At 64.3% G+C, this 25373-nt stretch carries 22 protein-coding genes, 1 tRNA gene and 1 pseudogene; 16 read left to right on the top strand and 8 right to left on the bottom strand.

Features of this window, described 5'->3' with window-relative positions:
- Window positions 1-258 precede the first annotated feature (258 nt).
- The 3 genes from acnA to ACD578_RS22025 all read left to right on the top strand — a co-directional run bounded on the left by acnA (window position 259) and on the right by ACD578_RS22025 (window position 5037).
- The gene (gene acnA, locus ACD578_RS22035; protein WP_404288507.1) at window positions 259-2964 is read left to right on the top strand and encodes an aconitate hydratase AcnA; all 2706 of its coding nucleotides are present in this window, start codon (window positions 259-261) and stop codon (window positions 2962-2964) included.
- Between the two features lie 55 nt (window positions 2965-3019).
- Window positions 3020-3985 carry a Bug family tripartite tricarboxylate transporter substrate binding protein gene (locus ACD578_RS22030; protein WP_404288505.1) on the top strand — a complete coding sequence of 322 codons (966 nt, stop codon included), beginning with the start codon at window positions 3020-3022 and terminating at the stop codon, window positions 3983-3985.
- Between the two features lie 173 nt (window positions 3986-4158).
- Window positions 4159-5037 carry an FCD domain-containing protein gene (locus tag ACD578_RS22025; protein WP_404288503.1) on the top strand — a complete coding sequence of 293 codons (879 nt, stop codon included), beginning with the start codon at window positions 4159-4161 and terminating at the stop codon, window positions 5035-5037.
- Window positions 5038-5156: 119 nt separating this feature from the next.
- On the opposite strand, the gene ACD578_RS22020 is transcribed toward ACD578_RS22025, so the two are convergent.
- Window positions 5157-5241, bottom strand: a tRNA-Leu gene (locus ACD578_RS22020).
- A gap of 178 nt (window positions 5242-5419) precedes the next feature.
- Between ACD578_RS22020 and ACD578_RS22015 the strand changes: the two genes are divergently transcribed.
- Complete coding sequence (locus ACD578_RS22015; RefSeq protein WP_404288501.1) at window positions 5420-6568, top strand: complex I NDUFA9 subunit family protein; 1149 nt, start codon at window positions 5420-5422, stop codon at window positions 6566-6568.
- Here ACD578_RS22015 and ACD578_RS22010 read toward each other — a convergent pair.
- Complete coding sequence (locus ACD578_RS22010; RefSeq protein ID WP_404288499.1) at window positions 6544-7275, bottom strand: sulfate transporter family protein; 732 nt, start codon at window positions 7273-7275, stop codon at window positions 6544-6546. The genes ACD578_RS22015 and ACD578_RS22010 overlap by 25 nt on opposite strands.
- A gap of 92 nt (window positions 7276-7367) precedes the next feature.
- On the opposite strand from ACD578_RS22010, the gene ACD578_RS22005 reads away from it, so the two are divergent.
- Window positions 7368-8627, top strand: a complete 1260-nt coding sequence (locus ACD578_RS22005) for a flavin monoamine oxidase family protein (protein ID WP_404288497.1) — start codon at window positions 7368-7370, stop codon at window positions 8625-8627.
- 6 nt (window positions 8628-8633) lie between these two features.
- Here ACD578_RS22005 and ACD578_RS22000 read toward each other — a convergent pair whose 3' ends face one another.
- The 4 genes from ACD578_RS22000 to ACD578_RS21985 form a co-directional block, all read right to left on the bottom strand.
- Window positions 8634-8912 (bottom strand): hypothetical protein, encoded by a 279-nt coding sequence (locus tag ACD578_RS22000; protein ID WP_404288495.1) that lies wholly within the window; start codon window positions 8910-8912, stop codon window positions 8634-8636.
- Between the two features lie 20 nt (window positions 8913-8932).
- On the bottom strand, window positions 8933-9652 hold the full coding sequence (locus ACD578_RS21995) for a Crp/Fnr family transcriptional regulator (RefSeq protein ID WP_404288493.1): 720 nt from the start codon (window positions 9650-9652) through the stop codon (window positions 8933-8935).
- 196 nt (window positions 9653-9848) lie between these two features.
- Window positions 9849-10226: a response regulator transcription factor gene (locus ACD578_RS21990; RefSeq protein WP_404288491.1), complete on the bottom strand. Its 378-nt coding sequence runs from the start codon at window positions 10224-10226 to the stop codon at window positions 9849-9851.
- A 159-nt stretch (window positions 10227-10385) separates the two neighbouring features.
- Window positions 10386-11378 (bottom strand): D-glycerate dehydrogenase, encoded by a 993-nt coding sequence (locus ACD578_RS21985; protein WP_192926351.1) that lies wholly within the window; start codon window positions 11376-11378, stop codon window positions 10386-10388.
- A gap of 166 nt (window positions 11379-11544) precedes the next feature.
- Between ACD578_RS21985 and ACD578_RS21980 the strand changes: the two genes are divergently transcribed.
- Both ACD578_RS21980 and ACD578_RS21975 read left to right on the top strand, forming a co-directional pair.
- On the top strand, window positions 11545-12078 hold the full coding sequence (locus ACD578_RS21980; RefSeq protein ID WP_152715405.1) for an SH3 domain-containing protein: 534 nt from the start codon (window positions 11545-11547) through the stop codon (window positions 12076-12078).
- Between the two features lie 73 nt (window positions 12079-12151).
- Entirely contained in the window at window positions 12152-12298 is a 147-nt protein-coding gene (locus tag ACD578_RS21975) for a DUF3096 domain-containing protein (RefSeq protein WP_152715407.1), read from the top strand.
- Between the two features lie 75 nt (window positions 12299-12373).
- Here ACD578_RS21975 and ACD578_RS21970 read toward each other — a convergent pair whose 3' ends face one another.
- Window positions 12374-13249, bottom strand: a complete 876-nt coding sequence (locus ACD578_RS21970) for an EamA family transporter (RefSeq protein WP_404288487.1) — start codon at window positions 13247-13249, stop codon at window positions 12374-12376.
- A gap of 51 nt (window positions 13250-13300) precedes the next feature.
- Complete coding sequence (gene irrA / locus ACD578_RS21965; RefSeq protein ID WP_152715409.1) at window positions 13301-13774, bottom strand: iron response transcriptional regulator IrrA; 474 nt, start codon at window positions 13772-13774, stop codon at window positions 13301-13303.
- 235 nt (window positions 13775-14009) lie between these two features.
- Between irrA and fabA the strand changes: the two genes are divergently transcribed.
- The 9 genes and pseudogenes from fabA (at window position 14010) to ACD578_RS21920 (ending at window position 25322) form a co-directional block, all read left to right on the top strand.
- Entirely contained in the window at window positions 14010-14531 is a 522-nt protein-coding gene (fabA, locus tag ACD578_RS21960; protein ID WP_192926352.1) for a 3-hydroxyacyl-[acyl-carrier-protein] dehydratase FabA, read from the top strand.
- 328 nt (window positions 14532-14859) lie between these two features.
- Entirely contained in the window at window positions 14860-16083 is a 1224-nt protein-coding gene (gene fabB / locus ACD578_RS21955; protein ID WP_404288485.1) for a beta-ketoacyl-ACP synthase I, read from the top strand.
- 158 nt (window positions 16084-16241) lie between these two features.
- The gene (gene fabI, locus ACD578_RS21950) at window positions 16242-17072 is read left to right on the top strand and encodes an enoyl-ACP reductase FabI (RefSeq protein ID WP_162003276.1); all 831 of its coding nucleotides are present in this window, start codon (window positions 16242-16244) and stop codon (window positions 17070-17072) included.
- A gap of 378 nt (window positions 17073-17450) precedes the next feature.
- Window positions 17451-20039: an EAL domain-containing protein gene (locus ACD578_RS21945; RefSeq protein WP_404288483.1), complete on the top strand. Its 2589-nt coding sequence runs from the start codon at window positions 17451-17453 to the stop codon at window positions 20037-20039.
- 419 nt (window positions 20040-20458) lie between these two features.
- Window positions 20459-21085 (top strand): thioredoxin domain-containing protein, encoded by a 627-nt coding sequence (locus ACD578_RS21940; protein WP_404288481.1) that lies wholly within the window; start codon window positions 20459-20461, stop codon window positions 21083-21085.
- Window positions 21086-21298: 213 nt separating this feature from the next.
- On the top strand, window positions 21299-22822 hold the full coding sequence (gene murJ / locus ACD578_RS21935; protein ID WP_404288479.1) for a murein biosynthesis integral membrane protein MurJ: 1524 nt from the start codon (window positions 21299-21301) through the stop codon (window positions 22820-22822).
- A 168-nt stretch (window positions 22823-22990) separates the two neighbouring features.
- The gene (trpS, locus tag ACD578_RS21930; protein WP_404288477.1) at window positions 22991-24031 is read left to right on the top strand and encodes a tryptophan--tRNA ligase; all 1041 of its coding nucleotides are present in this window, start codon (window positions 22991-22993) and stop codon (window positions 24029-24031) included.
- 63 nt (window positions 24032-24094) lie between these two features.
- Window positions 24095-24593: pseudogene (locus tag ACD578_RS21925) on the top strand (universal stress protein).
- Window positions 24594-24761: 168 nt separating this feature from the next.
- Window positions 24762-25322 carry a NifU family protein gene (locus ACD578_RS21920; protein WP_404288475.1) on the top strand — a complete coding sequence of 187 codons (561 nt, stop codon included), beginning with the start codon at window positions 24762-24764 and terminating at the stop codon, window positions 25320-25322.
- The last annotated feature ends 51 nt before the right edge of the window (window positions 25323-25373 follow it).

Raw genomic sequence — 25373 nt, 5'->3', positions numbered from 1 at the left:
CGCGACAGCGGCTTCGCTCACGCCGTCCTGCATGAGGACATGCATCGCTTGATCCGGTTCAGCATTTTCGGATGACCTGACGGCCGTCGCCCTGAAAGTCGGCTGGAATCAATACTTTTAAGGGCATTCCTGCAACAACATCCCTTTTGCTGGTCCTGCCTTCTGCCAAGCTCGTCGGCATTGGCCGCTTGGCATATTCATAAGTTGAAATGCAAAAATAATTTGCATTTATATCGCGTGTTATGCAATCGTTCGAGCATGTCCTGTGACCCCAAATTGCGAGCTGCCGTGGCGACCGTTGCGGTCGATGGGCGGCAACATCGGATCGTCGATCTTCCGGCAGCGGCCGGCGGTAGCCTCGAACGGTTGCCGCATATCCTGCGGGTCATGCTGGAGAATGTCCTTCGCACCGCAGGCGACGATGCTCCACGGGCCAAGGCCGCGATTCTGAACTGGCTCGAGACTGGGCGCAGCGAGGAGGAGATCCCGTTCCTGCCGGGCCGGGTCATGATGCATGATACCACCTGCGGACCGGCTCTGGTCGACATTGCCGGCATGCGCGCAGCCCTCGCCGAAGCCGGGCACGATCCGAGCCGGCTGAACCCCGTGCTTCCGGTCGATGTCTCGACCGACCATTCCCTGGGTGTGGACGTGTTCGGCTCGCCCGATGCTCTCCGGCGCAACATGGAGCGTGAGTTCGGGCGCAACGCCGAGCGCTACCGTTTCATGAAGTGGGCCACGCGTGCCCTCACCGGATTTCGCGTCCACCCGCCCGGCACCGGCATCATGCACACGCTCAATCTCGAGCGCCTGGCCAGCGTCGTCACGACGGCCGAGCGGGATGGCGTGTCCTGGGCCATGCCGGACACCCTGATCGGCACCGACAGCCACACGCCCATGATCAACGGCATCGGCGTGCTCGGCTGGGGCGTCGGTGGACTCGAGGCCGAGAGCGTCTTCTTCGGCATGCCCGTGATGATCCGGGTGCCGGACATCGTCGGCGTGCGCCTCACGGGGCGCTTGAAGCAGGGCGTGCTCGCGACCGACCTCGCACTCACTGTCACCGAGCGCCTGCGCCGCATCGACCTCGCAGACCGCTTCGTCGAGTTCTACGGCGAGGGCATCTCGACGCTCTCCGCCGGCGACCGCGCCGTCATCGCCAACATGACCCCGGAATTCGGCGCCAATTCCGGGTTCTTTCCCATCGACGACCAGACGCTGCGTTATTTAAGCGAAACGGGCCGCAGCGCCGATCACGTCCGCCTCGTGAAGGAATACGCCAAGCGGCAGGGACTCTGGTTCGATCCGAAAGCAGCACCGCGCTATACGGGCACGGTCGAGATCGACCTCGACGAGGTCGAGGTCAGCCTTGCCGGACCGCGCCGGCCGCAGGATCGCATTCCCGCCGGAGCGACGGTCCACGCTCTCGCGCCGCTGCTCGCAGACTGTCCGGCGTCGGAGGGCCAACTCGGAAACGGCTCCGTCGCCATCGCGGCGATCACGAGCTGCACCAACACGTCCGATCCGCGGCTCCTGGTCGCCGCGGGCCTCGTCGCCCGCAAGGCGCGTCGCTTCGGCCTCGCGCCGCCCGCATGGGTGAAGACCTCGCTTGCGCCTGGCTCGCCGACCGCCGAGCGTTATCTGCGTCGCGCCGGTCTGCTGGAGGATCTGGAAGCGGTGGGCTTCGGCATCGTCGGCTACGGCTGCACCACCTGCATCGGCAATTCCGGCCCCCTGCCCGCCGCCATCGAACAGGCCATGACGGAGCGCGGCATCGTTCCGGTCGCCGTTCTGTCCGGCAACCGCAACTTTCCGGGCCGCGTGCACCCGCAGCTCGAAGCCGGCTTCTTGGCCTCGCCTCCCCTCGTCGTCGCCTTCGCGCTGGCAGGCGACGTCAACCGCAACATCCTCACCGATCCAATCAGTCGTTCGTCCTCAGGCGAGGAGATCAGGCTCGCCGATCTCTGGCCGATCGGCGACGAGATCGATGCGGCTTTGGCCCAGGCCATCGACGCCGCCGATTATGACACGTCATACGACGAGGCCGAGGCCAGCGAGACGTGGCGGGTGCTCGATGCTCCGGCCACCGATCTCTTCCCCTGGAATCCCGGCTCGACCTATATCCGCCGTCCGCCCTTCGCGGGCTTCGGCAAGGGCACGCGGCTCGGCACCTATGCGGCGCATCCGCTGCTCGTGCTCGGCGACGACATCACCACGGACCATATCTCCCCGGCCGGTCAGGTTCCGCAAACGGGCGAGGCGGCCGAGTATCTGGTCGCGCGTGGCGAGAACCGCCGCGACCTGAACGTCTTCGCCTCCCGCCGCGGCAACTGGGAAGCCATGGTGCGCGGCCTGTTCACCAACAAGAACGTCCGCAATCTGCTCGATCCGCAGATCGCGCCGGGTTTCACGATCCATATGGGTTCGGGCGAGCACCTGCCCCTGTTCCGGGCCGCCGGGCGCTACGCCGCCGAGGGCGCGTCCGTGGTGGTGGTCGCCGGCGAACGCTATGGCATGGGATCGTCGCGCGATTGGGCGGCGAAAGGTGTGGCGCTTCTCGGCGCACGAGCCGTTCTGGCCTCGAGCTTCGAGCGCATCCATCGCTCGAACCTGATCGGCATGGGCCTTCTGCCTCTGCGGCTCCCAGAAGATCGACACCCGAGCACCCTGCATCTGCGTCTTGGCGATCAGATCCTGATCGATGCCGATGCCGCGACGATCATCCCGCGCGGCCCCGTGCCCGTCACGATCCAGCGCGCATCGGGGACGAGCGAGACATTCATGGCCATTGCCGCGATCGAGACCGGCCTCGAGGTCGAGATCCTGCGCGGCGGCGGCATCATCCCCCTCATCCTGCAGCGTGTCGTCAACGCGGAGGGCACAAGCCGCGAGACACCTGCACCAGACTTCACCGGCACCGGTGAAAGCACCCGGCGAAAGGCTTCGCCGATCACCAGACGCTGAGCGGCAAAAGTCCACTCCGCGTTCACCATCTCACGCAACCTTAAGGGAGGAACTCGTGAGCCACTTCACCAAGACGATTCGCGGCGTTGCCGTTGCCGCTCTGACGCTCGTCGCGTCATCGGCCTTCGCGCAGCAGGAACTCAAGATCATGGCTCCGGCCGGACCGGGCGGCGGCTGGGACTCGGCCGCCCGCTCCATTCAGCAGGTGCTCACGCAGACAGGTCTCGCCAAGAGCGTTCAGGTCATCAACGTGACCGGCGCCGGCGGCACCATCGGCTTGGCGCAATTCGTCAACAATGCGAAAGGCGATCCGAGCCAGCTCATGGTCAACGGCATCACCATGATCGGCGCGATCCTGAGCAACAAGTCGCCGGTCAGCCTCGATCAGGTGACCCCGATCGCGCGCCTGACCGGCGACCCGCTGGTCATCGTGGTGCCGGCCAACTCGCCGATCAAGAATGTTCAGGAATTGGCCGCCGCCGCCAAGGCCGATCCGGCCAAGGTGACCTGGGCGGGCGGCTCCGCGGGCGGCGCGGACCATATCCTCGCGGCCCTGTTCACGAAGGCGGCCGGCTCCGATCCGTCGAAGGTCAACTACATCGCCTTCTCGGGCGGTGGCGAGGCCCTGGCGGCCATGCTCGGCGGCCGGGTGACGGCCGGCGTCTCCGGCTACGGCGAGTTCGAGAGCCAGATCAAGGCCGGCAAGCTGCGGGCGCTCGCCATCTCGTCCGGCAAGCGGCTCTCTGGCACCGACGTCCCCACTCTGAAAGAGCAGGGCATGGACGTGGAGGTCGTCAACTGGCGCGCGATCGTGGCTCCTCCCGCCATTACGGCGGACCAGCGCAAGGCGCATGCCGAGACCGTCGACAAGCTGGTCAAGTCGAAGGAATGGGCCGAGATCCTGAAGCAGCGCGGCTGGGAGGACTTCTATCTGGCAGGTGCGCCGTTTGAAACCTTCCTCAAGGAAGAGCAGGCCCGCGTCGGCGACGTCCTGAAGTCGATCGGCCTCGTGAAGTCCTGATGAATGCCGGCCGGGAGATCGACCCTCGATCTCCCGGCCCACTCCCGGCAGACGCCGAAGTGCGGTGCTATACCGATGGGAATCGCGTAGAGGAAAAGCGGCTCCCAATGGCGAAGTCAGGTTTTTCGATGAATTTCCCCATCAGTGAACGTTCAGCCGGCAGCAAGCGTGAAATGACCGACGGGCTGGCCGCGCAGATCTTCGACCATATCCGGGGGTCCGGGCTGGCTGTTGGGACGCACATCACCGCACAGGAACTGGCGGAGCGGTTCAGCGTCTCCCGCTTTCCGGTGGGCCAGGCCCTCCAGCTCCTTGCCGCGAAGGGCGTCCTCATCCACGAGCGCAACCGTGGCTATTTCGTATCCGATGTGAAGACTCCCTCGGCGGAGGCCTTGGGCCTGGCCCGGAGGGACGACATCTCCGAGGTCTATTTCAGGATCGCCGAGGATCATCTTCATGGCCGCCTGCCGGACCCGGCCTCGGAGGCCTACCTCAAGGAAACCTATACGGTCACGAAGGCACAGCTGAACACGGTTCTCAGCCGGATCGCACAAGAAGGCTGGGCCGAGCGCCGCCCCGGCTACGGCTGGTCTTTCTCGCCCATGCTGACGACCCCGGAGAGCCTGGAGCAGACCTATCGGGTCCGCCTGGCTCTCGAACCGGCTGCGCTGCTGGAACCGACCTACCGTCTCGACTCTGAGACGGCAGCCCGCTGCCGCGAGGCGGAGCTCCGGCTTCTCAATGGCGCCATCGAGACCGACAGCGCCGACGCACTTCATGAGCGCGGCGTGCGGTTTCATGAGGCGATCATCGGCGCATCCGGCAATCCGTTCTTCCTGGAAGCGGTCCGGCGCATCAACCGCGTCCGGCGTCTGCTCTCCTATCGTTCGATGATCGACCGCAAGCGCTATCGCCAGCAATGCGAGGAACACCTCCAGATTCTCGAACTCCTGGAGTGCCGCAAGAACGAGGACGCCTCACAGGCGCTCCGACGGCACCTGGAGCACACCATCGAGAACCTTCAGGAGATCAGGCCCATTCTCGCCCGGTGACAACGGCCGACTGGAAAATGAGTGAGGATTCGAACACGACGAGCCATTTGGCCCATACGGGCAACTTCAATGCTCGCTTGATCTGGATGTCTTTGCGGATCGAACCCTCAGAGGGTTGTTGGTGCCCAGGAGAGGACTCGAACCTCCACGGTGTTACCCGCTGCTACCTGAAAGCAGTGCGTCTACCAATTCCGCCACCTGGGCCTGCCTGTTCGGCGAGGCTTCGTTTACGGTGCTTCTGGCGGCACGTCAATCACTGAAAATGCGTCCGATGTGCTTTCTTTATCATGCACCTCTTCACAGGGGAGCAGCGTTTGACTAGAGACATTTTGAATTTCACACCCAAGCTCCATGCAAGTCCCTCCCAGGGCAGGAGAGTTTCATGATCGGTGCCCTTCGCACGCCTGAGCAGCAAACCGTCACGGTCTTCGGCGGATCGGGCTTCCTCGGCCGCTACGTGGTGAGCCGTCTGGCCGAGCGCGGCTATCGCGTCCTCGTGCCGACCCGGCAGCCGAACCTCGCGAACTTCCTGCCCCTGGGCAAGGTGGGGCAGATCAACCCGATCCACGCCAACCTGCGCAACGAGGATTCGGTGGCTCATGCCGTGGCGCGGGCGGACCATGTGGTCAACCTCGTCGGCATCCTGCAGGAAACCGGCCGCCAGCGCTTCGATACGCTCCAGGCCAAGGCGCCGGCAATGATCGCACGGCTCGCCAAGAAGGCTGTGTCCATCATCCATGTCTCGGCCATCGGCGCCGATGCGAATTCCGAATCGGCCTATGCGCTCTCCAAGGCTGAGGGCGAGGCCGCCCTGCTCCAGGAGCGGCCGGATGCCGTGATCCTGCGTCCCTCTCTGATGTTCGGGCCGGGCGACAGCTCCTTCAACCGCTTCGCGACGCTCGCCCGCATGCTTCCCGTGCTGCCGCTGCCGGGCGCCGAGACCCGCTTCCAGCCGATCTATGCGGGTGATGTGGCCGAGGCCATCGTGCGGGCGGTGGACGGCGCCATTCCGGGCGGCCGGGTCTACGAGCTCGGCGGACCCGAGATCCGCACCATGCGCCAGATGATGGAATTCGTCCTCAAGGTCACCGAGCGCAAGCGCGTCATCATTCCAATGCCAGGCAAGATCGCGCGGGTGCAGGGCAGCGTCCTGGGAACGCTCGACCGGCTGACGCTGGGGCTCATCCCGAACGAACTCGTCACCACCCGCGACCAGGCGATCCTGCTCGAGACGGACAACGTGGTCTCGGAAGACGCCCTGCGCGAGGGCCGCACGCTCCAGGGCCTTGGCCTCACGCCCACCACCATCGAGGCGATCGTGCCGAGCTATCTCCTGCGCTTCCGCAGGACCGGCCAGTTCGACCTCAAGCGCAACGCGACGACAACGAATCCGGACCTGCTCGCGCCACACTCAGGGGGCCTGCGTCCGACTTCCACCCGGAGCGGGCATCTGGTCCGGCTGTGGGCCAGCAGGCGAGTCACTGAAGGGACTGAAAGGCAAATCCTTCAGGCTTTCTCGATCGACGCATGATTGTCTCGGCGAAGCGGCATCCGTTTCGCCGGATTCTGCGTAAGCTTCTTGTGCAGATGAACCATCAGGGCCGCGCCGAAGATCGGCGTGATCAGGTTCACCACCGGCACAAGCAACAGAGCCGCCACCACGGCACCGGCGGCCAGCACCGTGCCCCGGTGCTCCGCGCGCAGGCGCGTCACGTCCTCGGCCGGCCAGAAGCGGCCCGCCGCCAGCTCGAAATATTCCCGGCCCAGCAGATAGGCGTTGGCGATGAAGAACACCCCGATATTGATGCCGGGGATGAAGAACAGGAGCAGGGCAACGAGGTTCACGAGAAGGGACAGGCCGGCAAAACGAAGGCCATAGAAGACGGCCTTCCCGAAGGGCAGGGCCTGGCCGGGTGGGTCGGCAGGATAATTCTTGCGCTCCACCACTTCGGCCACGTCGTCGAGGAAGTAGCCCGCCACGATGGCAGAGATCGCCGGCAGCAGATAGATCAGGGCGACGAAGAGGCCGAAGCCCGCGAGGAAGAATGCGAAGCTGTCGATGATCGGATAGGTGGCGCTCAGATCATGGTTGTTGAGAAAGATATCGAACAGCTTGGTCAGCCCGAGCCAGACCAGAACGAGCAGCGCCACGGTCAGACCAATCGATTTCCAGACAATGCGCCGCAAAGCGGGCGAGAAAACCTCGCGGGCTGCCGCGAAAACCGATTGGATCAGCATCTGTCGTTCGTCTCCTTGCAGGGCATCCCTTGATGTGGGAGGCGGACCTTACTTATGAACGAACCCGCTGCAAAGCGAGGGTGGAGACCAGCGTGTCATTGGACGGTGAAACGTCGACGAGCTTGAACGCGAATCCGGATGTGGTGATCGTCGGCGCGGGAAGCGCCGGGATCGCCGCGGCGCGACGCCTGCTGGCCTCTGGACTGTCGGTGACGGTGCTGGAGGCGCGGGGCCGCATCGGCGGACGCACGGTCACGCGTCTCTTCAAGGGCCACCCGCTCGATCTCGGCGCCCATTGGCTTCATGCGGGTCCGATCAATCCTCTTGTGAAGCTCGGGCATGGGCGCGGCGAGCCTCTGCGCCGAGCGCCGGTGAACGGGCATTTCTTCGTACACGGCAGGCCGGGCAGCCGAGCCCAGCGCGCAGCACTCGACCGCGCCTTCGCCATGGCCGACCGGGCGATGACCCAGGCTGCGAAAGCCCACGAGGACCAGCCGGCGGCCAGGACGCTTCCGCCGATGGGACCGCAAGGGCGGCGGGTCGCCGCCATCCACGGCCTCGTCTCGGGCCGGCCCCTCGACGAAGTCAGCCTGCACGATTTTCCGAGCATGGAATATTCGGACAACCTGTTCATCGCCGGCGGCCTCGGCGCCTATGTGCGCCGTCTCGGCCATGACCTGCCCGTGCGGCTCAACACCGCCGTCCGCGCCATCGATTGGTCCGGACAGGGCGTGCGGATCGATAGTTCCGCCGGGACGCTCCAGGCCAGTGCCGTCATCGTGACCATACCGATGGCGGTGCTGCAGCAGGGTGCCATCCGCTTCGCGCCTGCCCTTCCCAACACCGTTGGGGAGGCCGTTCACGGCTTCACGCAGGGCGTTTACGAACATGTGATCCTGCATTGGCCGGATTCACCGTTTCGCGGTGCGGACCGGCTGGCGAGCCTCACGGGAACGCACCGGCAGCCCCCGGGACTCCTGACCCGCATCGACGGCACGCCGTTCCATTTCTTCGAGCTCGACCAGCCCACCGCGGCCGCATTTGACCGGCGCGATATCCATGCGCCTTATCGTTATGCGCGCGAGGTGCTGGCGGAGCAGTTCGGCTATCGGGCGATCCAAAATCTCTCCGCCGTTCACAGCACTGCCTGGCGGCACGATCCCTGGTCGCGCGCTTCCTGGGCCGTAGTGCCACCGGGGCTTTATGCCATCCGTGATGTCCTGAAGGCGCCGGTCGGGGAGCGGGTCTGGTTTGCCGGCGAGGCGCTCTCGCGCGCCCAATGGGGCACGGCCGGAGGAGCCTGGGAAGAGGGCGAGAGGGCGGCCGGGGAGATCATCGCGCAGCTGCGCTGATCGGCGTCAGGGCTGAGTCAAGCCGTTCTCCAACCGGGCGCGCACCCAAGTCACGGCCTCGTCGAGATCGGCAAGGACCGGCGGCCTCGCACTGATCAGATCGCCGCAGGGACCGAAGCCCGCTTCCAGAAACCAGCCTCCCGCACGCTCTTGCCCGCCGATGGTTTCCTCCGGCGTCACCCAGGTGAAGACGGCCACCAGCTGCCCATCCGCGAGAACAAGCCGTCCCTCGTGCCTGCCACCGTCCGCCATGACCGGCATCGCCTGAAGAGTGATATCGCGCATCGTTGATCCGCCGGTCAGGGCTATCGATCTTCGTTTTGCAGGCTGAGATAGGTCGAGGTGAACTCGCCCACCTTCTTCAGCCGCTCCCAATCGAGAATGGTCAATGCGTCACCCTGGAAACGGATCAGCCCCTCCTTGCGCAGTTCCTGCAGCACGCGGTTCACGTGAACGGTCGAGAGGCCCAGGGTATCGCCCAACTCGGCTTGGGTGACAGGCAGCTGGACCGTGTCCCCCTCGGCTCGGCCGACTGCCTTCAGGCGCAGGAAAAGCTCACAGATCAGGTGCGCCATATGGGCCGTGGCGGAGAGGCGGCCCATGGCCGTCAGCCATTCCCGGTGGATGGCGCCGTCGATCAGCGTGTTGAGCCACAGCATCCGCGTGAGATGAGGAAACTCGTCGGTGATCTTCTCGAGAGTCGTGTGCGGAACGGCGGCGATGCGGCAGGTGGTCAGTGCCAGCACACCATGGTCCATTGTCTTCAAGAGGAAGCTGTGCAGATCGATGAAGTCGCCGGGAACATGAAGCGCCGAGATCTGCCGCCGTCCGTTCGAGACGATCTTGTAGCGGGCGGCAAAGCCGTCCAAGAGCAGGGAACTCTCCGTCGGGCGGTCGCCCTCGCGCACGATGTCCTCGTCGGCCTCGACGACCCGAATTCGCGCGACCGCATTTTCCAGCGCCTTCTTCTCATCGTCGGAAAGCTGATCACGCTGTTCGAGCTTTAGAATCAGAGGGTTGGTCATACGGGCCGTTCAGGTGTCAACACGATCCTGTTCTGGCCAAACTCCCTTCTTGGCCGCACTCACATATGTTTATGCTCAGGATGGATTTTGGTTGCATGGAGCCGCAGCCCACATCTTCGCGCTCGTGAAGAGGATAAGGGGTCGGCCGATTGATCGACGAAGGAATGGGGTGAGGTCGTCCTGTGGCCCTGGAACGTCAGTCCAGGAGGGCGCGGATCGCCTTGGCAGGGGCCTGTTCGCCGTAGGGTTTGGCGATGAAGACAGCCTCGTGCGGGAGCATGCCGTTGTCCGGATCGAGATGGCCGGAGGTGATGACGACGGAGATGTGAGGCCATCGGCTGCGGACGAGGGAAGCCAGTTCGAGGCCGTTCATGGAGCCGGGCATCCGCACGTCCGTGAACAGGACCCGGATATCCGCGCGGCGCAGCAGAACCTCTTGCGCGGCGTGGGCATTGGCGGTCTCGATCACTTCAAAACCGGCATCTTCAAGCGCATCAGCCGTCGCCATTCGAACGAAGGGCTCATCCTCCACAAGGAGCACGACAGGTCGCAAGGGTGACGTATGGCCGTTCATCGAACCGGGAGCGCTCACCATAGGATGGTTGAAGGTTACGCAGGTCGAACAATGCGAATCGCCTGAATTAACATATGTTATCGCAATTCCGGAACAAGGAAAAAGTTCGGCAGGGCGTGCAGCCCGCCGACAGAGACATGCTTCGCGCTCAAAATGGCGTCAGAGCATGCTGGGCAGAACGCGATCCGGCGGCTTGTGGCCATCGACGAAGGCCCGGATGTTGACGATGACCTTTTCCCCCATGGCCACGCGTCCCTCGTGAGTGGCCGAGCCCATATGGGGCAGCAGCACCACCTTGCCCTGCTTGGCGAGCCGCACGAGGCGCGGGTTGACCGCCGGCTCCTCCTCGAACACGTCAAGACCGGCCCCCGCGATGGCGCCGGCTTCGATGAGCTTGGTGAGCGCGCCCTCGTCGATGATCTCGCCACGGGCCGTGTTCACCAGGATCGCGTCTGGCTTCATCAGCTTCAGGCGCCGTGCGGAGAGCAGGTGATAGGTCGCCGGTGTATGCGGGCAGTTCACGGACACGATGTCCATGCGGGCCAGCATCTGGTCGAGGGATTCCCAGTAGGTCGCCTCGAGTTCCGCCTCGATCTTCGGAGGTACGTGGCGGCGGTTGTGGTAGTGGATCGACAAGCCGAAGGCCTTGGCGCGCCGGGCCAGCGCTTGGCCGATGCGACCCATGCCGACGATGCCGAGGCGTTTTCCCGTGATGCGTCGACCCAGCATCCAGGTCGGCGACCAGCCGGTCCATTCCCCATCGGGGATCACCCGCACTCCCTCCGGGAGGCGGCGGGCGACGGCCAGGATCAGCGCCATGGTCATGTCGGCCGTGTCCTCGGTGAGCACGCCGGGCGTGTTGGTGACGGTGATGCCCTTGGCGACCGCCGCCGGGACGTCGATGTTGTCGACGCCATTGCCGAAATTGGCGATGAGCTTCAGGTTGGGACCGGCCTGCTCCAGCACCGCGGCGTCTATCTCGTCCGTGATGGTCGGCACGAGCACATCGGCCGTCTTGACGGCCGCGGCCAGTTCCTCCGGGGAGAGAGACTTGTCCTCGAGGTTGAGGCGCGTGTCGAACAATTCGCGCAAGCGCGTCTCGATCACATCGGGCAGGCGGCGGGTGACAACGACGACAGGTCTCTTTTTCATCGACTTCAAGCGTCCCCAGCACTGAAAAACCCGCGAAGTTCAAAGAGTTTCACGCTCTCTTAACTCTGCTTCGGCGATCAAAGGTGACGACCCGCCGCGTGGCGGTCTCCGTCAAGCTTCTCTACCAGAGCCTCAACCCAAGACAAAGCCACTATCCGGGGGAACCATGCGCAAGATCGTCCTTGCCCTTGCTCTTGTCAGCCTGAGCGCCGCATCGGCGCTGGCGCAGCAGTCACCGGGCGGCCGTCTTGGCACGGGCCTGCCGGTGCCGCGTTACGTCAGCCTCAAGACGGACCGGGTGAACCTCCGCGAGGGCCCGTCCAAGGATCACAGGACGGCCTGGGTGTTCCAGCGTGCCGGCCTGCCGGTGGAGATCATCGCCGAGTACGAGACCTGGCGGCGCATCCGCGATTCGGAAGGCACGGAAGGCTGGGTTCTCCATTCCCTTCTGTCGGGACGGCGCACCGCCCTCGTGATGCCCTGGGCCAAGAACCAGCAGCCCCCGATCAGCCTGTTGGATCGGGCGGAGGAGAAAGGCGGCGTGGTGGCTCATCTGCAGCCCGGCGTGATCACCAATATCAAGGGCTGTGACGGCAAATGGTGCCGCGTCACGATCGTGATGGACGGCGCGCGCGACGTGGACGGCTATATCCAGCAGGAGAAGCTGTGGGGTGTCTATCCCAACGAGACGGTCGAGTAGGACCTTTCCGATTTATCAAGCTTTTGGGTTTTAGAAAGAAACATCGTTTCGTCGAATCTGAAAGCCTGCCTCTATGTCCCTCAACTTGAGCTTCAAGCTGCTGCCGATCCTGGCCCTGGTTCTCGGCATCGCGTCCATCGTCGCTCCGCGCTTCCTGAACATCTTCGTGGCGATCTTCCTCATCGCCTACGCTCTGGTCGGCTTCGGCTTCATTCGTTGAACATCTTGTCCTTCGTCATTGCGGTGCCGCCGCTACGCTCGCCCCGCAATGACAGGACCTGGCCGCCGCAAATTTTCAAACCAGCCGCCGCCGCATCAAACGCCGACCGAAGACGTTGAACGCGAGGCCCAGGACGATCACCGCTCCGCCGACGGCCTCGATCGGGTGCATGGCCTCACCGAGGATGAGGGCCGAGCCCAGAATGCCGGCGACCGGAACGAACAGGGCGAAGGGCGTCACGGTGGCCGCCGGGTATCGGGACAGGAGATACGCCCAAACGCCGAAGGCAAAGACCGTCGTCGGATAGGCAAGATAGGCCACCGCCGCCATGGTGCCGCCGTTGAGCTGCGTCAGCGCCGTGAACGCCTGGACAGGACCGTCGAGCCAGAGCGACAGGCCGAACAGCGGCAGCGGCGCGACGAGGCTCGACCAGACGATGAAGCCCAGCATGTCGACCCGGCCGGCCCGCTTGGAGATGATGTTGGCCACGCCCCAGGCGGCGGCGGCCAGTACCGTCATGAGAAAGGGGACGGCACCGCCACTCGTCATGCGCGGCCAGGCGATCAGCACGAGTCCGAGGCCGGCCACAAAGCCGCCGATCACCTGATGCGGCCCAGGACGCTCGCCCATGAGCAGGGCCGCAAAGAGAATCGTGAAGAAGACCTGCGCCTGCATGATCACGGAGGCGAGGCTCGCCGGCATACCGACGGCAAGCGCTGCAAACAGCAGCCCGAACTGGGCGACGCCGAGGAAGAAACCGTAGCCGACGACGTTACGCCAATCGGTCTTGGGCCGCGGAACAAAGAAGACCGCAGGAAGGGCTGCAAAGAGAAAGCGGAGTGCAGCCAGCAGCAGGGGCGGCGTGGTGCCGACCCCGAGTTTGATGACCACGAAGCTCAGGCCCCAGATGGCGGTGACGAGAAGGGCAACGAGGCTATGGCTGAGCGGCATCTGCTAAAGACCGGAGGGCCGCTCTCTCAGAAGTCAAGGAGGGGCGGGGCCTTAAACGCTCTTGCGGCGGAGACGCACGATGACTTCGACACCTGCCACTTCCATGCCGTCCGGGGGCTCGGGCAGTTCCGCGACGCTGACGCCAGACGTGAGCGGCATGTCGACGAGCTCGCCCTCTTCCTCCAGGAAGAAGTGGTGGTGCTCGGTCGGGTTGGTGTCGAAATAGGCCTTGGCCCCGTCCACCGCGAGCTGGCGCAGCAGGCCCGCTTCCGTGAACTGGTGCAGGGTGTTGTAGACGGTCGCCAGCGAGACCGGGACGCGGGCGCGGGACGCCTCGTCGAAAAGCAGTTCAGCCGTGATGTGCCGGTCGCCCTTGCCGAACAGAAGCCAGCCCAAGGACACGCGCTGCCGGGTCGGGCGCAGGCCTACGCGGCGCAGCTTGTCCCGCAATTCGGACACGGGGCACCCTTTCCGGTGAGCCGGAGCGGTGGTGGACTCGATATAGGCAGACAAAGGATCGGTCATTGGCGGAACTGAATGATCGGATGGGCGCTTCTAACATCACAATCATAGGAAAGCGAGAGGGTTACTGCAAGGCTGCCCTGGGATGGCGGCTGAAATGCTCCTCAACACCGCCAAAGAATCCGGGCGCAGGTCCTTTGATGGATGGCCAAGCCTGTGCTACCAGAGCCCGCACCCAGGTCCCGAGGCTTCCTCGAGGCCGTTTCTTGAAGACGCGATGAAAGGATCGGCATCCGGAATGGCCCGCCAGTCCAGCTTTACTTATGAAGAGCTCCTTGCCTGCGGGCGCGGAGAATTGTTCGGCCCCGGCAATGCGCAATTGCCGCTTCCGCCCATGCTGATGTTCGACCGCATCACCTCCATCGGTGAGGACGGCGGCGCCTATGGCAAGGGCCACGTGCTGGCGGAACTCGACGTGCGACCGGATCTCTGGTTCTTTCCCTGCCACTTCCAGGGCGATCCGGTCATGCCGGGCTGCCTCGGCCTGGACGCGCTCTGGCAGATGACGGGCTTCTTCCTCGGCTGGGGCGGCTCGTCCGGACGGGGCCGGGCACTCGGCGTCGGCGAGGTGAAGTTCTCCGACCAGGTGCTTCCCACGGTCAAGAAAGTGGTCTACGGCGTCGATCTCAAGCGCGTCTTCCGCTCGAAGCTGGTGCTCGGCATCGCCGACGGCTGGCTGGAGGCCGATGGCCGCCGGATTTACGAGGCCAAGGACATGCGCGTCGGCCTGTTCCAGTCGGAAGCAGCCGCAGGCGGCTAGGCTTTCTGGCACTGACCTAAGGTCAGTGCCTGTTCCATCCTATTGACAAAGCGCGGTCTTTTTTAAAGAACCGGCCTTGCCGCCCAGTGCATCGTGCGGAAAAGTGGATCCGGTTTTCCGCTCCGACCGATGCGCCAGTGAAAAATGAGCATCGGGGCGATCCCAAAAGGGCCCGCCACTTTTGGGTCCGATGCTCTAGCGGCCGGGCCTTCGACCTTGGGAACACGCTTTCATCCCATTCGCATGGCTCAGTGTTGAGAATGAGCAGGGTCGACCTTACGTGTTGAGACGTTAAGGCTGGCAGTAAGGTCCTTTGAAGAGGTAGGCTATGAGGCGCGTCGTCGTCACCGGAATGGGCATCGTGTCGTCCATCGGCAACAACACGCAGGAGGTGCTTGCCTCTCTGCGCGAAGCGAAGTCCGGCATCAGCAAGGCCGAGGATTACACGAAATACGGCTTCCGATGCCAGGTTCACGGCGCTCCAAGCCTGAACCCGGAAGAGATCGTCGACCGGCGCGCCATGCGCTTCCACGCCAAAGGCACCGCCTGGAACCATGTCGCCATGGATCAGGCCATTCGGGACGCAGGCCTCGAGGAGAACGAGATCTCCAACGAGCGCACCGGCATCATCATGGGCTCGGGCGGTCCGTCCACCCGAATCATCGTGGAAGCGGCCGACATCACCCGCGACAAAGGCCCGAAGCGCATCGGTCCGTTTGCGGTGCCCAAGGCCATGTCCTCCACCGCCTCGGCGACGCTTGCGACCTGGTTCAAGATCAAGGGCGTGAACTATTCGATATCCTCGGCCTGCGCGACCTCGAACCATTGCGTCGGCAACGCCTACGAGATGATCCAGTACGGCAAGCAGGACGTGATGTTCGCCGGCGGCTGCGAAGATCTGGACTGGAGCATGTCCAATCTCTTCGACGCCATGGGCGCCATGTCCACCAAGTACAACGACACCCCGTCACGCGCCTCCCGCGCCTATGACGCCAACCGGGATGGTTTCGTCATCGCCGGCGGCGCAGGCGTGCTGGTGCTGGAGGAGCTGGAGCACGCCAAGGCCAGAGGCGCCCGCATCTACGGTGAGATCGTCGGCTATGGCATGACCTCGGACGGCTACGACATGGTGGCCCCCTCGGGCGAGGGCGCGATCCGCTGCATGCGCATGGCCCTCAAGGACGTGCACAACCCGGTCGACTACATCAACCCGCATGCCACCTCGACTCCGGTCGGTGACCAGAAGGAGATCGAGGCGATCCGCACGGTCTTCGGCTCGGGCGACAAGTGCCCGCCGATCTCCGCGACGAAATCGCTCACCGGCCACTCGCTCGGCGCCACAGGCGTGCAGGAGGCGATCTACTCGCTCCTGATGATGAACAACCGCTTCATCTGCGAAAGTGCCCATATCGACGAGCTCGATCCCGAATTCGCCGACATGAACATCGTCCGCAAGCGGATCGACGACGCCAAGATGGACACGGTCCTGTCGAACTCGTTCGGCTTCGGCGGCACCAATGCCACACTCGTCTTCAGCCGCTATAACGGGTAAGACGCCGTCATAAACCTGAGACAGCTCCATGCGATGCCCCTACACATTCACGGGGACCTCGCATGGACATGCTGAATCACACCGACATTCCGGCTCGCGATGCACACTTTCATAACAATTGGCGTCGCACCATGGAGCCGATGCATAGGGGGACCCAAGTGACCGGTCTGATGCAAGGAAAGCGCGGCCTCATCATGGGCGTCGCCAACGACCATTCCATCGCCTGGGGCATCGCCAAGACCCTGGCCCAGCACGGGGCGGAGCTCGCCTTCACCTATCAGGGCGAGGCCCTGGGCAAGCGCGTGACGCCCCTGGCGCAGTCGCTCGGCTCCAACCTTGTCATTCCCTGCGACGTGGAGGACATCGCCTCGGTCGATGCGGTGTTCGACACCCTCGACAGGACCTGGGACGGCCTCGACTTCGTGGTCCACGCCATCGGCTTCTCCGACAAGTCGCAGCTCAAGGGCTCTTATGTGGACGTCACCACCCGCGAGAACTTTTCGCGCACCATGGTGATCTCCTGCTTCTCCTTCACGGAGATCGCGCAGCGCGCCGCCAAGCGCATGAGGAACGGCGGATCGCTCCTGACCCTGACCTATGGCGGCTCGACCCGGGTCATGCCGAACTACAACGTGATGGGCGTGGCCAAGGCGGCTTTGGAAGCCTCCATGCGCTACATCGCCTCCGACCTCGGCCCCCAGGGCATCCGCTGCAACGCCATCTCGGCAGGCCCGGTGCGCACGCTCGCCGGCGCCGGCATTTCGGACGCCCGCCTCATGTTCACGTACCAGAAGGCCCATGCTCCCTTGCGCCGCACGGTGACCATCGAGGATATCGGCGGCTCGGCTCTCTATCTGCTCTCCGACCTCTCCAACGGCGTGACCGGCGAGATCCACTACGTGGATTCCGGCTACAACACCATCTCGATGCCACGCCCCGAGGTGCTGAAGGCCCAGGATGCCGCAGGCGTGACGGGCGAAGAGGGCTGAAGGCCCTCTTCCGCGATCCTCCGACAGTTCAAACGATTGCGTTCGACGCTCCCTGCGGCTGAGCGGGTATCGGAGTGCATCAGCCGGCAAGTCTCCGGACGTCGCCGATCATAAGAGCTGCTTCTCCAGACTTTGAAGCATCACGTCGAAGTGCCGACGCTTCGGACCGACGCTTAACCTTACTAATAAATCATCAATAAAAAACGGCTTCTCCAGGCTCTTGGATAGGGCACGTTAGTCCATTTCTCCTAATGGACAGGCATTGTAATATAGGCCAAGAATTTATTCGATATTCGCGGCACTCTGGTTTGCGATATGTATTGGAATAAAGACGTCGGCCTTGCTTCTGCACATGAGAAATCTCGTGAAGATTTGATTATGCCGCAAAGGAATAGCCAGACCAGCTATGATAGTCTGTATCATTACGCATTCGCCCTGAGCCGGCAGATTCCCTGGCTCGCCGACGCGGACGGAAAGGTCGTTCAGATCGGGCCCGGCTGGGCCGAATTGATCGGCCAGCCTCCCGAGCAGCTGGTCGGCAACGGTTGGGTGAAGCTGGTTCATCCAGATGACCTGACTCGCCTGGTCCAGTCGAGGCGCGAAAGTCTTGCTGCCGGGACTCCCTATCAATGCGAATATCGGATCAAGACGGCCGACGGCGGCTACCGCTGGTGCCGCTCCAGTTCGGCGGCACGACGCGATGAGACCGGAGCCATCGTCTCCTGGTATGGCACGACGGAAGACATCCACGACCGGAAAGAGGCGGAGCTCGCCCTGCAGGGCCACGCCCGCGTCCTGGAAATGGTCGCCGCCGGCCAGCCCATCGGCGAGATTCTGGCTGCGCTCTGTCGGCTGGCGGAAGCGCAGCTTCCCGGCGCGAAATGCTCGATCCTCCTGCACGATCCGGAGGCCGGACGGCTCCGGCACGGCGCCGCCCCCAGCCTTCCGGCCGCCTACAATGCCGCCATCGACGGCCTGAGCATCGGGCCCGCCGTGGGTTCGTGCGGAACGGCCATTCATACACGCAACAGCGTCATCGTCACCGATATCGCATCCGATCCGTTATGGACCAACTGGTGCAACCTTGCACTGTCCCATGGTCTGAGGGCCTGCTGGTCGAAGCCGATCTTCTCGCGCTCCGGCGAGGTGCTCGGTTCCTTCGGCTTCTATTACGGCGAGCCCCGCACCCCGACATGCGACGAGATGGAGCGCATGGACGCCGTGCTGCACCTTGCGGCACTCGCCCTCGAGCGGCAGCGCAGCGATGCGGCCTTGCGCGAGAGTGAAGAGCACCACCGTCATTCCGTCGAGCTCAACCCTCAGATTTCCTGGACGGCCGATCCGCAGGGCAACCTCCTCGACGTCTCCTCGCGCTGGCACGATCGCACCGGCATGAAAGTGGAAGACGCCCTGGGCTCCGGCTGGAGCAGGGTGATGCATCCCGAGGACATCGCCTTCATCCGCGATCGTTGGTCCCACTCTGTGGCGACCGGTGAGGCTCTCGATGTGGATTACCGCCTGCGCATGTCGGACGGAAGCTATCGGTGGTTCCGCGGCCGCGCGGCTGCACGGCACGGCCGGGATGGCATCATCCGCTGGTACGGCACGCTTGAGGACATCCACGACCGGAAGCTCACGGAGGAAACCCTCCGCTGGGCTGCCCACAACGACGATCTCACGGGTCTCGCCAACCGCAGGCTTTTCCGCGAACGTCTGCAAAAGGCGCTCCATGAAGCATCCGGCTCGGAAACATCCGGCTCGCCCTATGCCACGGGCCTGTTGGTCATGGATCTCGATCACCTCAAGCAGATCAACGACAGGTTCGGCCATGACGCCGGCGACGATCTCCTGAAGGAATTCGCGCAGCGGCTGCGCAGCGTCGTGCGATCGGTCGACACCATCGCCCGTCTTGGCGGCGACGAGTTCGCCGTGATTCTGCCCGCGATCGCCGGAGAATGCGATGTGGTCGCCATGGCCGACGCCATCTTGTCCCGCATGCACGAGCCGTTGAAACGCGATGGCAAGCTGCTGGACTGCCGCACGAGCATCGGTGGCGCCATCTCCGTCGGCTTCGGCATGAGTCCCGAGGAGCTTCAGAAGCAGGCCGATCTGGCGCTCTATCGCAGCAAGACCTCCGGGCGGGGCTCGTTCAAGATGTTCGTCCCGACCATGCGGGAGGAGTCGCAAAGAACGGCTTCGGCCCTGGAGGTGGCCGCAAGAGCAATCGCGTCCGACTGGATCGTGCCGTTCTACCAGCCCAAGGTGGTCCTTGCCACGGGCGCGCTCGGCGGGTTCGAGGCGCTTCTGCGCTGGCATCATCCCCGCGGCGGAATCCAGTCGCCGGAAAAGATCGCTCCCGCTTTCGACGATACCGAACTTGGAACGGCCATCGGCGAGCGCATGCGGTCCTGCATCCTCAAGGATATGCGCGGCTGGCTCGATGCCGGCCTCCCGTTTGGCCGCATCGCCGTCAACGCGTCGGGCGCGGAGTTCCGGCGCGACAATTATGCCGAGCGCGTGCTCGACGACCTGAGGCGGATGGACGTGCCTGCCCGGTGTCTTGAAGTGGAGGTCACCGAGAGCGTGTTTCTCGGCTCGGGCGCCGAGTTCGTGGAGCGTGCTCTGCGCACGCTGAGCGCGGAGGGCGTGACGATTGCGCTCGACGATTTCGGCACCGGCTACGCGTCGCTGTCGCATCTCAAGCGCTTCCCGGTCGATGCGATTAAGATCGACCGGACCTTTGTGAGCGGTCTGGAATCGGATGCGGGCGATGCCGCCATCGTCAGGGCTCTCCTGAGCCTCGGCCGCAATCTCGGCATCGAGGTCGTCGCCGAGGGCGTCGAAAATGCCTTTCAGGCGACTTTCCTGCAGCGCATGAGCTGCGACCTCGTACAGGGATACCACTTCGGACGCCCCATGCAGGCCGAGGACGTCACGCCCTTCGTCACGTCATGGGCGGGGATGTGACATCCGTCATCCTGCGACCTCGTCATAGGACAAGGCCCGGCCGGATCCGGTGAACCAGCACCGTCCGGGCGAAGCGTTCTTCTTCCAGATCAGACTGCGCACGAACTCGATGCCGCCGCGCTCGAAGGCGGCCTGGAGCGCCTTCCATTCAGCTCCTGCTGGCGAGAGACTGCCTTCCGTGCAGACGAAAGATCTGGTTGGCGAAGACGCGCCGGATCACGGCCGGTTCGTGCTCGTCGAAAACGGATTCCATTAGGCTGCTTCCCCTTTGGTTGCGGCGATCGTCCGCAGGATCGGTACGGGTTGCAACCGGATGAATGCGCCTCCTCACCGTCACGAGTCTGCGAGAAAAAGAACCTTGGCCTTGCCATCGCCATCATCGACCGGCACGAGGGTCTCTCCTTACGAGAGTTCCGTTCATGATCCTGTCCCGCCGCGTTCTTCTCGCTGGTCTCGCCCTGTCCGGCACGAAAGCTCCCGCCTTTGCGCAATCCGCGCCGGAGTCGCAGATGATCCCGGTGGAGCTGATCGAGAACACCCTGAACCTGCCCTCCATCGTGCGCATCGGCCACAAGCATGGCGACGTGATCATGGTGGAGTATTTCGATTACAACTGCCCCTGGTGTAAACGCTCGGCTCAAGGCCTGCCCGATCTGCTGAAGGCGGAGCCCGATCTCTCTTATGTGCTGGTGAATTTCGCCGTGCTCAGCCCGCAATCCGTCGCCGCGACGCGCGCGGCCCTGGCCTATCTGCAGCTCTATGGCCCCGAACGCTATCTGCCCCTGCATCTTGCGCTGTTCAACATGCGCGGCACGGTCGATGGCGAACGGGCACTGGCCGAGGCCGAACGGCTCGGTGGCGACCGCCAGCGCATGACCGAGATGGCCAACAGCGATCAGACCACCGGTTGGATGAAGGACGCGTTTGCCACCGGAAACGATCTCGGACTCGTTGCAACTCCGTCCTTCCTGATCGGGACGGAGGCCTATATCGGCGGCATGAGCCTGGAGCAGAAGCGCGAGGCGATTGCACGGGCAAGGGGCTGACTCCTCACTGTCACCCCGGGGGCCGCGAAGCGGAGCCCGGGATCCATAAACACGACGTCTCAGGAAGGGGCGAGCAGCGTTGGGTCTCTTTCCGCACCATCAGCGGTTATGGATTCCGGGCTCGGCCTATGGCCGCCCCGAAATGACAGTGGAAACGTCAGTGCAAGTCATTCCTTAGACATTCCCTTCGGGACCGGTTAAGCCCCGAAGGGAATGTCGCTCATCCGCTCCTCGCTTCTGGTCGGCCTCGGCTCGATGGCCTCGCGCGTTCTCGGCTTCGTCCGGGACGTATTGTTCGCGCAGGCGCTGGGGGCGGGCCCCGTGGCGGATGCATTTCTCGCCGCCTTCCGCCTGCCCAACCTGGTGCGCCGCATCGTCGGCGAAGGCGGGCTCAATCCGGCTTTGATTCCGGCCCTCAGCCGCCTGGAGCCTGACGATGCGGCAGCCACGGCCGGCGATGTGCTGAGCGTCTTCGGGCTGGCGCTGCTTGGGCTGACGGGTCTCGTCGAGATCGGGGCAGGACTTCTGGCTTTCATCCTCGTCCCGGGGCTGCACGACGATGGCGAGACGCTGGCGCTGGTCGCGCTCTATACCCGCCTGTCCTTTCCCATCGTGCCGTGCATCACGCTCGCCTCCATCGGCGCCGCGATCCTGAACATGCGCGGGCGCTTCGGCGCGACGGCGCTTGCGCCGCTCGCCGTCAATGGCGGGCTGATTCTGGCACTCGTCGTGATGGAAGCCGGTCTTTCCTTGCCGCTCGTGCAGAAGGCCGCATGGCTCGCGGCGGCGTCGAGCCTTGCCGGTCTGATCCAGCTCGCCCTCGTGGCCGCAGCCTTGCGAAGCGGCAAAATCCGGCTCGTCCGTTTCCGAAGACCTCGCTGGTCCCCGCTCCTGAAAAGTCTTCTCCTCGCCGGTTTTCCCGTGCTCGTGGCGAGCGGCGCCATGCAGCTCTTCATGCTGGCCGCAACCCAGATCGCCTCGTTCTGGCCCTCCGGCGTCTCCTGGCTTTACTATGCCGAGCGGGTGATGCAGCTGCCGCTCGGGCTGATGGCCGCTCTCGGCTCGAGCCTGCTCCTGCCTGAACTCGCCCGCCGGCATCAGGCGGGAGAGACGCGGGCCATCGTGGCGGCGCAGAACCGGGCGCTGGAAGTGGCGCTGCTGCTCGCCTTGCCGGCCAGCGCCGCTCTGTTCATTCTCGCCCGTCCGATGAGCAGCGTGCTGTTCGAGCGCGGCGCGTTCCAGTCTTCTGACGCGGAGGGCACGACTCTCGTTCTCATGGCCTTGAGCGTGGGCCTTCCCTTCGCGACGGCCGCCAAGGTGCTGAGCCAGACCCTTTTCGCCCGTGGTTCCTTGAGAGCGGCGCTGGCAGCGGCGATCCTTGGCCTGGCCCTGACCGTCGCCGCCTCCGTGGCCCTGGCTTGGCCGCTCGGCCCGACGGGGATCGCGCTTGGGGTCAGCGTCGGGTGCCTCGGCCACGCGGTCGCCGTGGTCTCCGGCCTTCGTCGATTCGGCCTTTGGTCAGCGGACCGGACGCTGATGGCGCGGATGGCCCGGATCGCCGTGGCGGTTCTCGCAATGAGCCTGGGTCTCGCCGGTGCAGGCCGCCTTTTCCCACAGGCGGGAGTACTTTCCCTCACCACTCTCTGCCTCGGGGGCCTTGCACTTTATGCGCTCGCGGCCTGGGCCACCGGCGCCGTGACCCGCGACGATTGGGCCGCTCTCATGAAAAAATCGTGAGGACCCTTGCATCGTAGCGCCGCCCTGTCATAACCCGCGCCTCAATGGAGCATTGTCGAGCCAAGCGGCCTCCGGTTCGCTGCGGAACAATGCGGTGATCAAGACAATCTGGGGCGGTCGGCGGTTCAGCCTTAAACCGCGCATGCACCCCTGCGGGAGTTCAAGACGATGGCGCAGTTCAAGGAGCTGGTGTTCTCGGGCGTTCAGCCCACCGGCAATCTCCATCTCGGGAATTATCTCGGCGCCATCAAGCGATTCGTCGCCATGCAGGAGAACTACGACTGCATCTATTGCGTCGTGGACATGCACGCGATCACCATGCCGCAGAATCCGACCGACCTCATCCGCCAGATCCGCGAGGTGACGGCCGCGTTCCTGGCCGCCGGCATCAACCCTGAGCGCCACATCGTCTTCAATCAGTCCCAGGTGCCTCAGCACGCGGAGCTCGCCTGGGTGTTCAACTGCGTCGCCCGTCTCGGCTGGCTCAACCGGATGACCCAGTTCAAGGACAAGGCCGGCAAGGACCGGGAAAACGCCTCCGTCGGCCTCTACGCCTATCCGAACCTGATGGCGGCCGACATCCTGGTCTACCGCGCCACTCATGTGCCGGTGGGCGAGGACCAGAAGCAGCATCTGGAGCTGACCCGCGACATCGCTCAGAAATTCAACAACGACTGGGCCGAATCGATTGCCGCCCAGGGCTTCGGCGATGCCTTCTTCCCGCTGACCGAGCCGATGATCCAGGGTCCTGCGACCCGCGTCATGTCGCTGCGCGACGGCTCGAAGAAGATGTCGAAATCGGACCCGTCCGATTACTCGCGCATCAACCTGACGGACGACGCCGACACCATCGCCCAGAAGGTGCGCAAGGCGAAGACGGATCCCGAGCCCCTGCCGAGCGAGGTGGACGGCCTGAAAGCCCGCCCCGAGGCCGAGAACCTCGTGGCGATCTATGCGGCCCTCATGGACACCACGCCGGAAGAAGTGCTGCGCCAGCATGGCGGCGCGCAGTTCTCGGGCTTCAAGGCCGCTCTCGTGGATGTCGCGGTGACGAAGCTCTCGCCCGTCGCCGACGAGATGCGCCGCCTGATGGCCGATCCGGGCCATATCGATGCCGTCCTGGCCGACGGCTCGGCACGGGCCCGTGCCCTCGCGTCCGTGACCATGGATGCGGTCAAGGACATCGTCGGTTTCGTGCGTTCGCGCTGAGGCTCCGGCTTGCTCTTGCCGTTATGGCAGGGCAGCATCAAGCATCATGCAGGAGAGCGTGCTGTGAGCGGCAAGCGCCGATCCTACGAATCGGGCCACCGTCCGAAATTCATGGTGGTGGTCGACAAGACCTCCGGAATGCGCCCGGGCGGTTCACTTCGCCTCGCGGCGAACGGTTCGCACCGGCGCGAGCCTGCTCATGCTCGCGGTCGTGGACCCGCCCGACAATTTCGAATGGCTCGGCGTCGGCGAAGCCATGATCGAGGAGGCGAGCGAGGAAGCCCAGAAGCAGCTCGACGCCGCCGCCCGTGAGGCGCGCAATGCCGCAGGCGTCGAGCCCGAGCAGGTGATCCGCGTCGGCAACCGGGCCGACGAGATCATGAAGCTCATCCATGAGGACGAGGACATCTCCTTCCTGGTGCTCGCCGCGGGCAGTGCCAAGGAAGGCCCAGGTCCGCTGGTGTCGACCCTTGCCGGCCGCGCCGCCGCCTCCTTTCCGATTCCCATCGTCATCGTGCCGGGCAGCCTCACGGATGAGGAAATCGACGCGCTGGCCGGCTAAAAGGTTGTCATTCCGGGGTCCGCCGTGCAGCCCCGGGATGCCATACCGGCATATATTCTCCCCTTGGAATCCACCTTGTTCCATTCCACATTGAGCCTGGAACCTGTTAGAACGATTCTAACACCCCACTCGGCCGGCCTTGAACCGGCGCAGAGGACGAAAGAAGCCATGTTTATCCAGACCGAAGCGACTCCCAATCCTGCCACCCTGAAATTCCTGCCCGGCCGTGTCGTGATGCCGGAAGGCACGTTCGAGGCGAAGACTCCTGAAGCTGGCGAAGTCTCCCCTCTCGCCCAGCGGCTCTTCGCCGTTCCGGGCGTCGCGGCCGTGTTCTTCGGCTACGACTTCGTCACCGTGACGAAGGCGGACGGCGAATGGCAGCATCTGAAGCCGGCCATCCTCGGCGCGATCATGGAGCACTTCATGACCGGCGCGCCGGTCTTCGCCAACGGCTATGGCGCGGCAGAAGAGGATGGCGAGGAGTTCTTCGACGAGCAGGACGCCGCCACGGTCGAGACCATCAAGGAACTGCTCGAAACCCGCATCCGCCCGGCGGTGGCCGGCGACGGCGGCGACATCACCTTCCGGGGCTTCAAGGATGGCACCGTCTATCTGGTCATGAAGGGCGCCTGCTCGGGCTGCCCGTCCTCGACCGCCACCCTGCGCCACGGCATCCAGAACCTGCTGCGGCACTTCCTGCCGGACGTGCGCGAGGTGCAGGCGGTCTAACAGGCCGTTTGATCAGACCTTAGGAATTCAGCTATCGAAGCGCGGCTTTGT

Source organism: Microvirga sp. RSM25, assembly GCF_044784385.1.
In the GTDB taxonomy this organism is placed as follows: Bacteria; Pseudomonadota; Alphaproteobacteria; order Rhizobiales; family Beijerinckiaceae; genus Microvirga; species Microvirga tunisiensis.
This window is presented reverse-complemented; position numbering and strand designations above follow the sequence as displayed.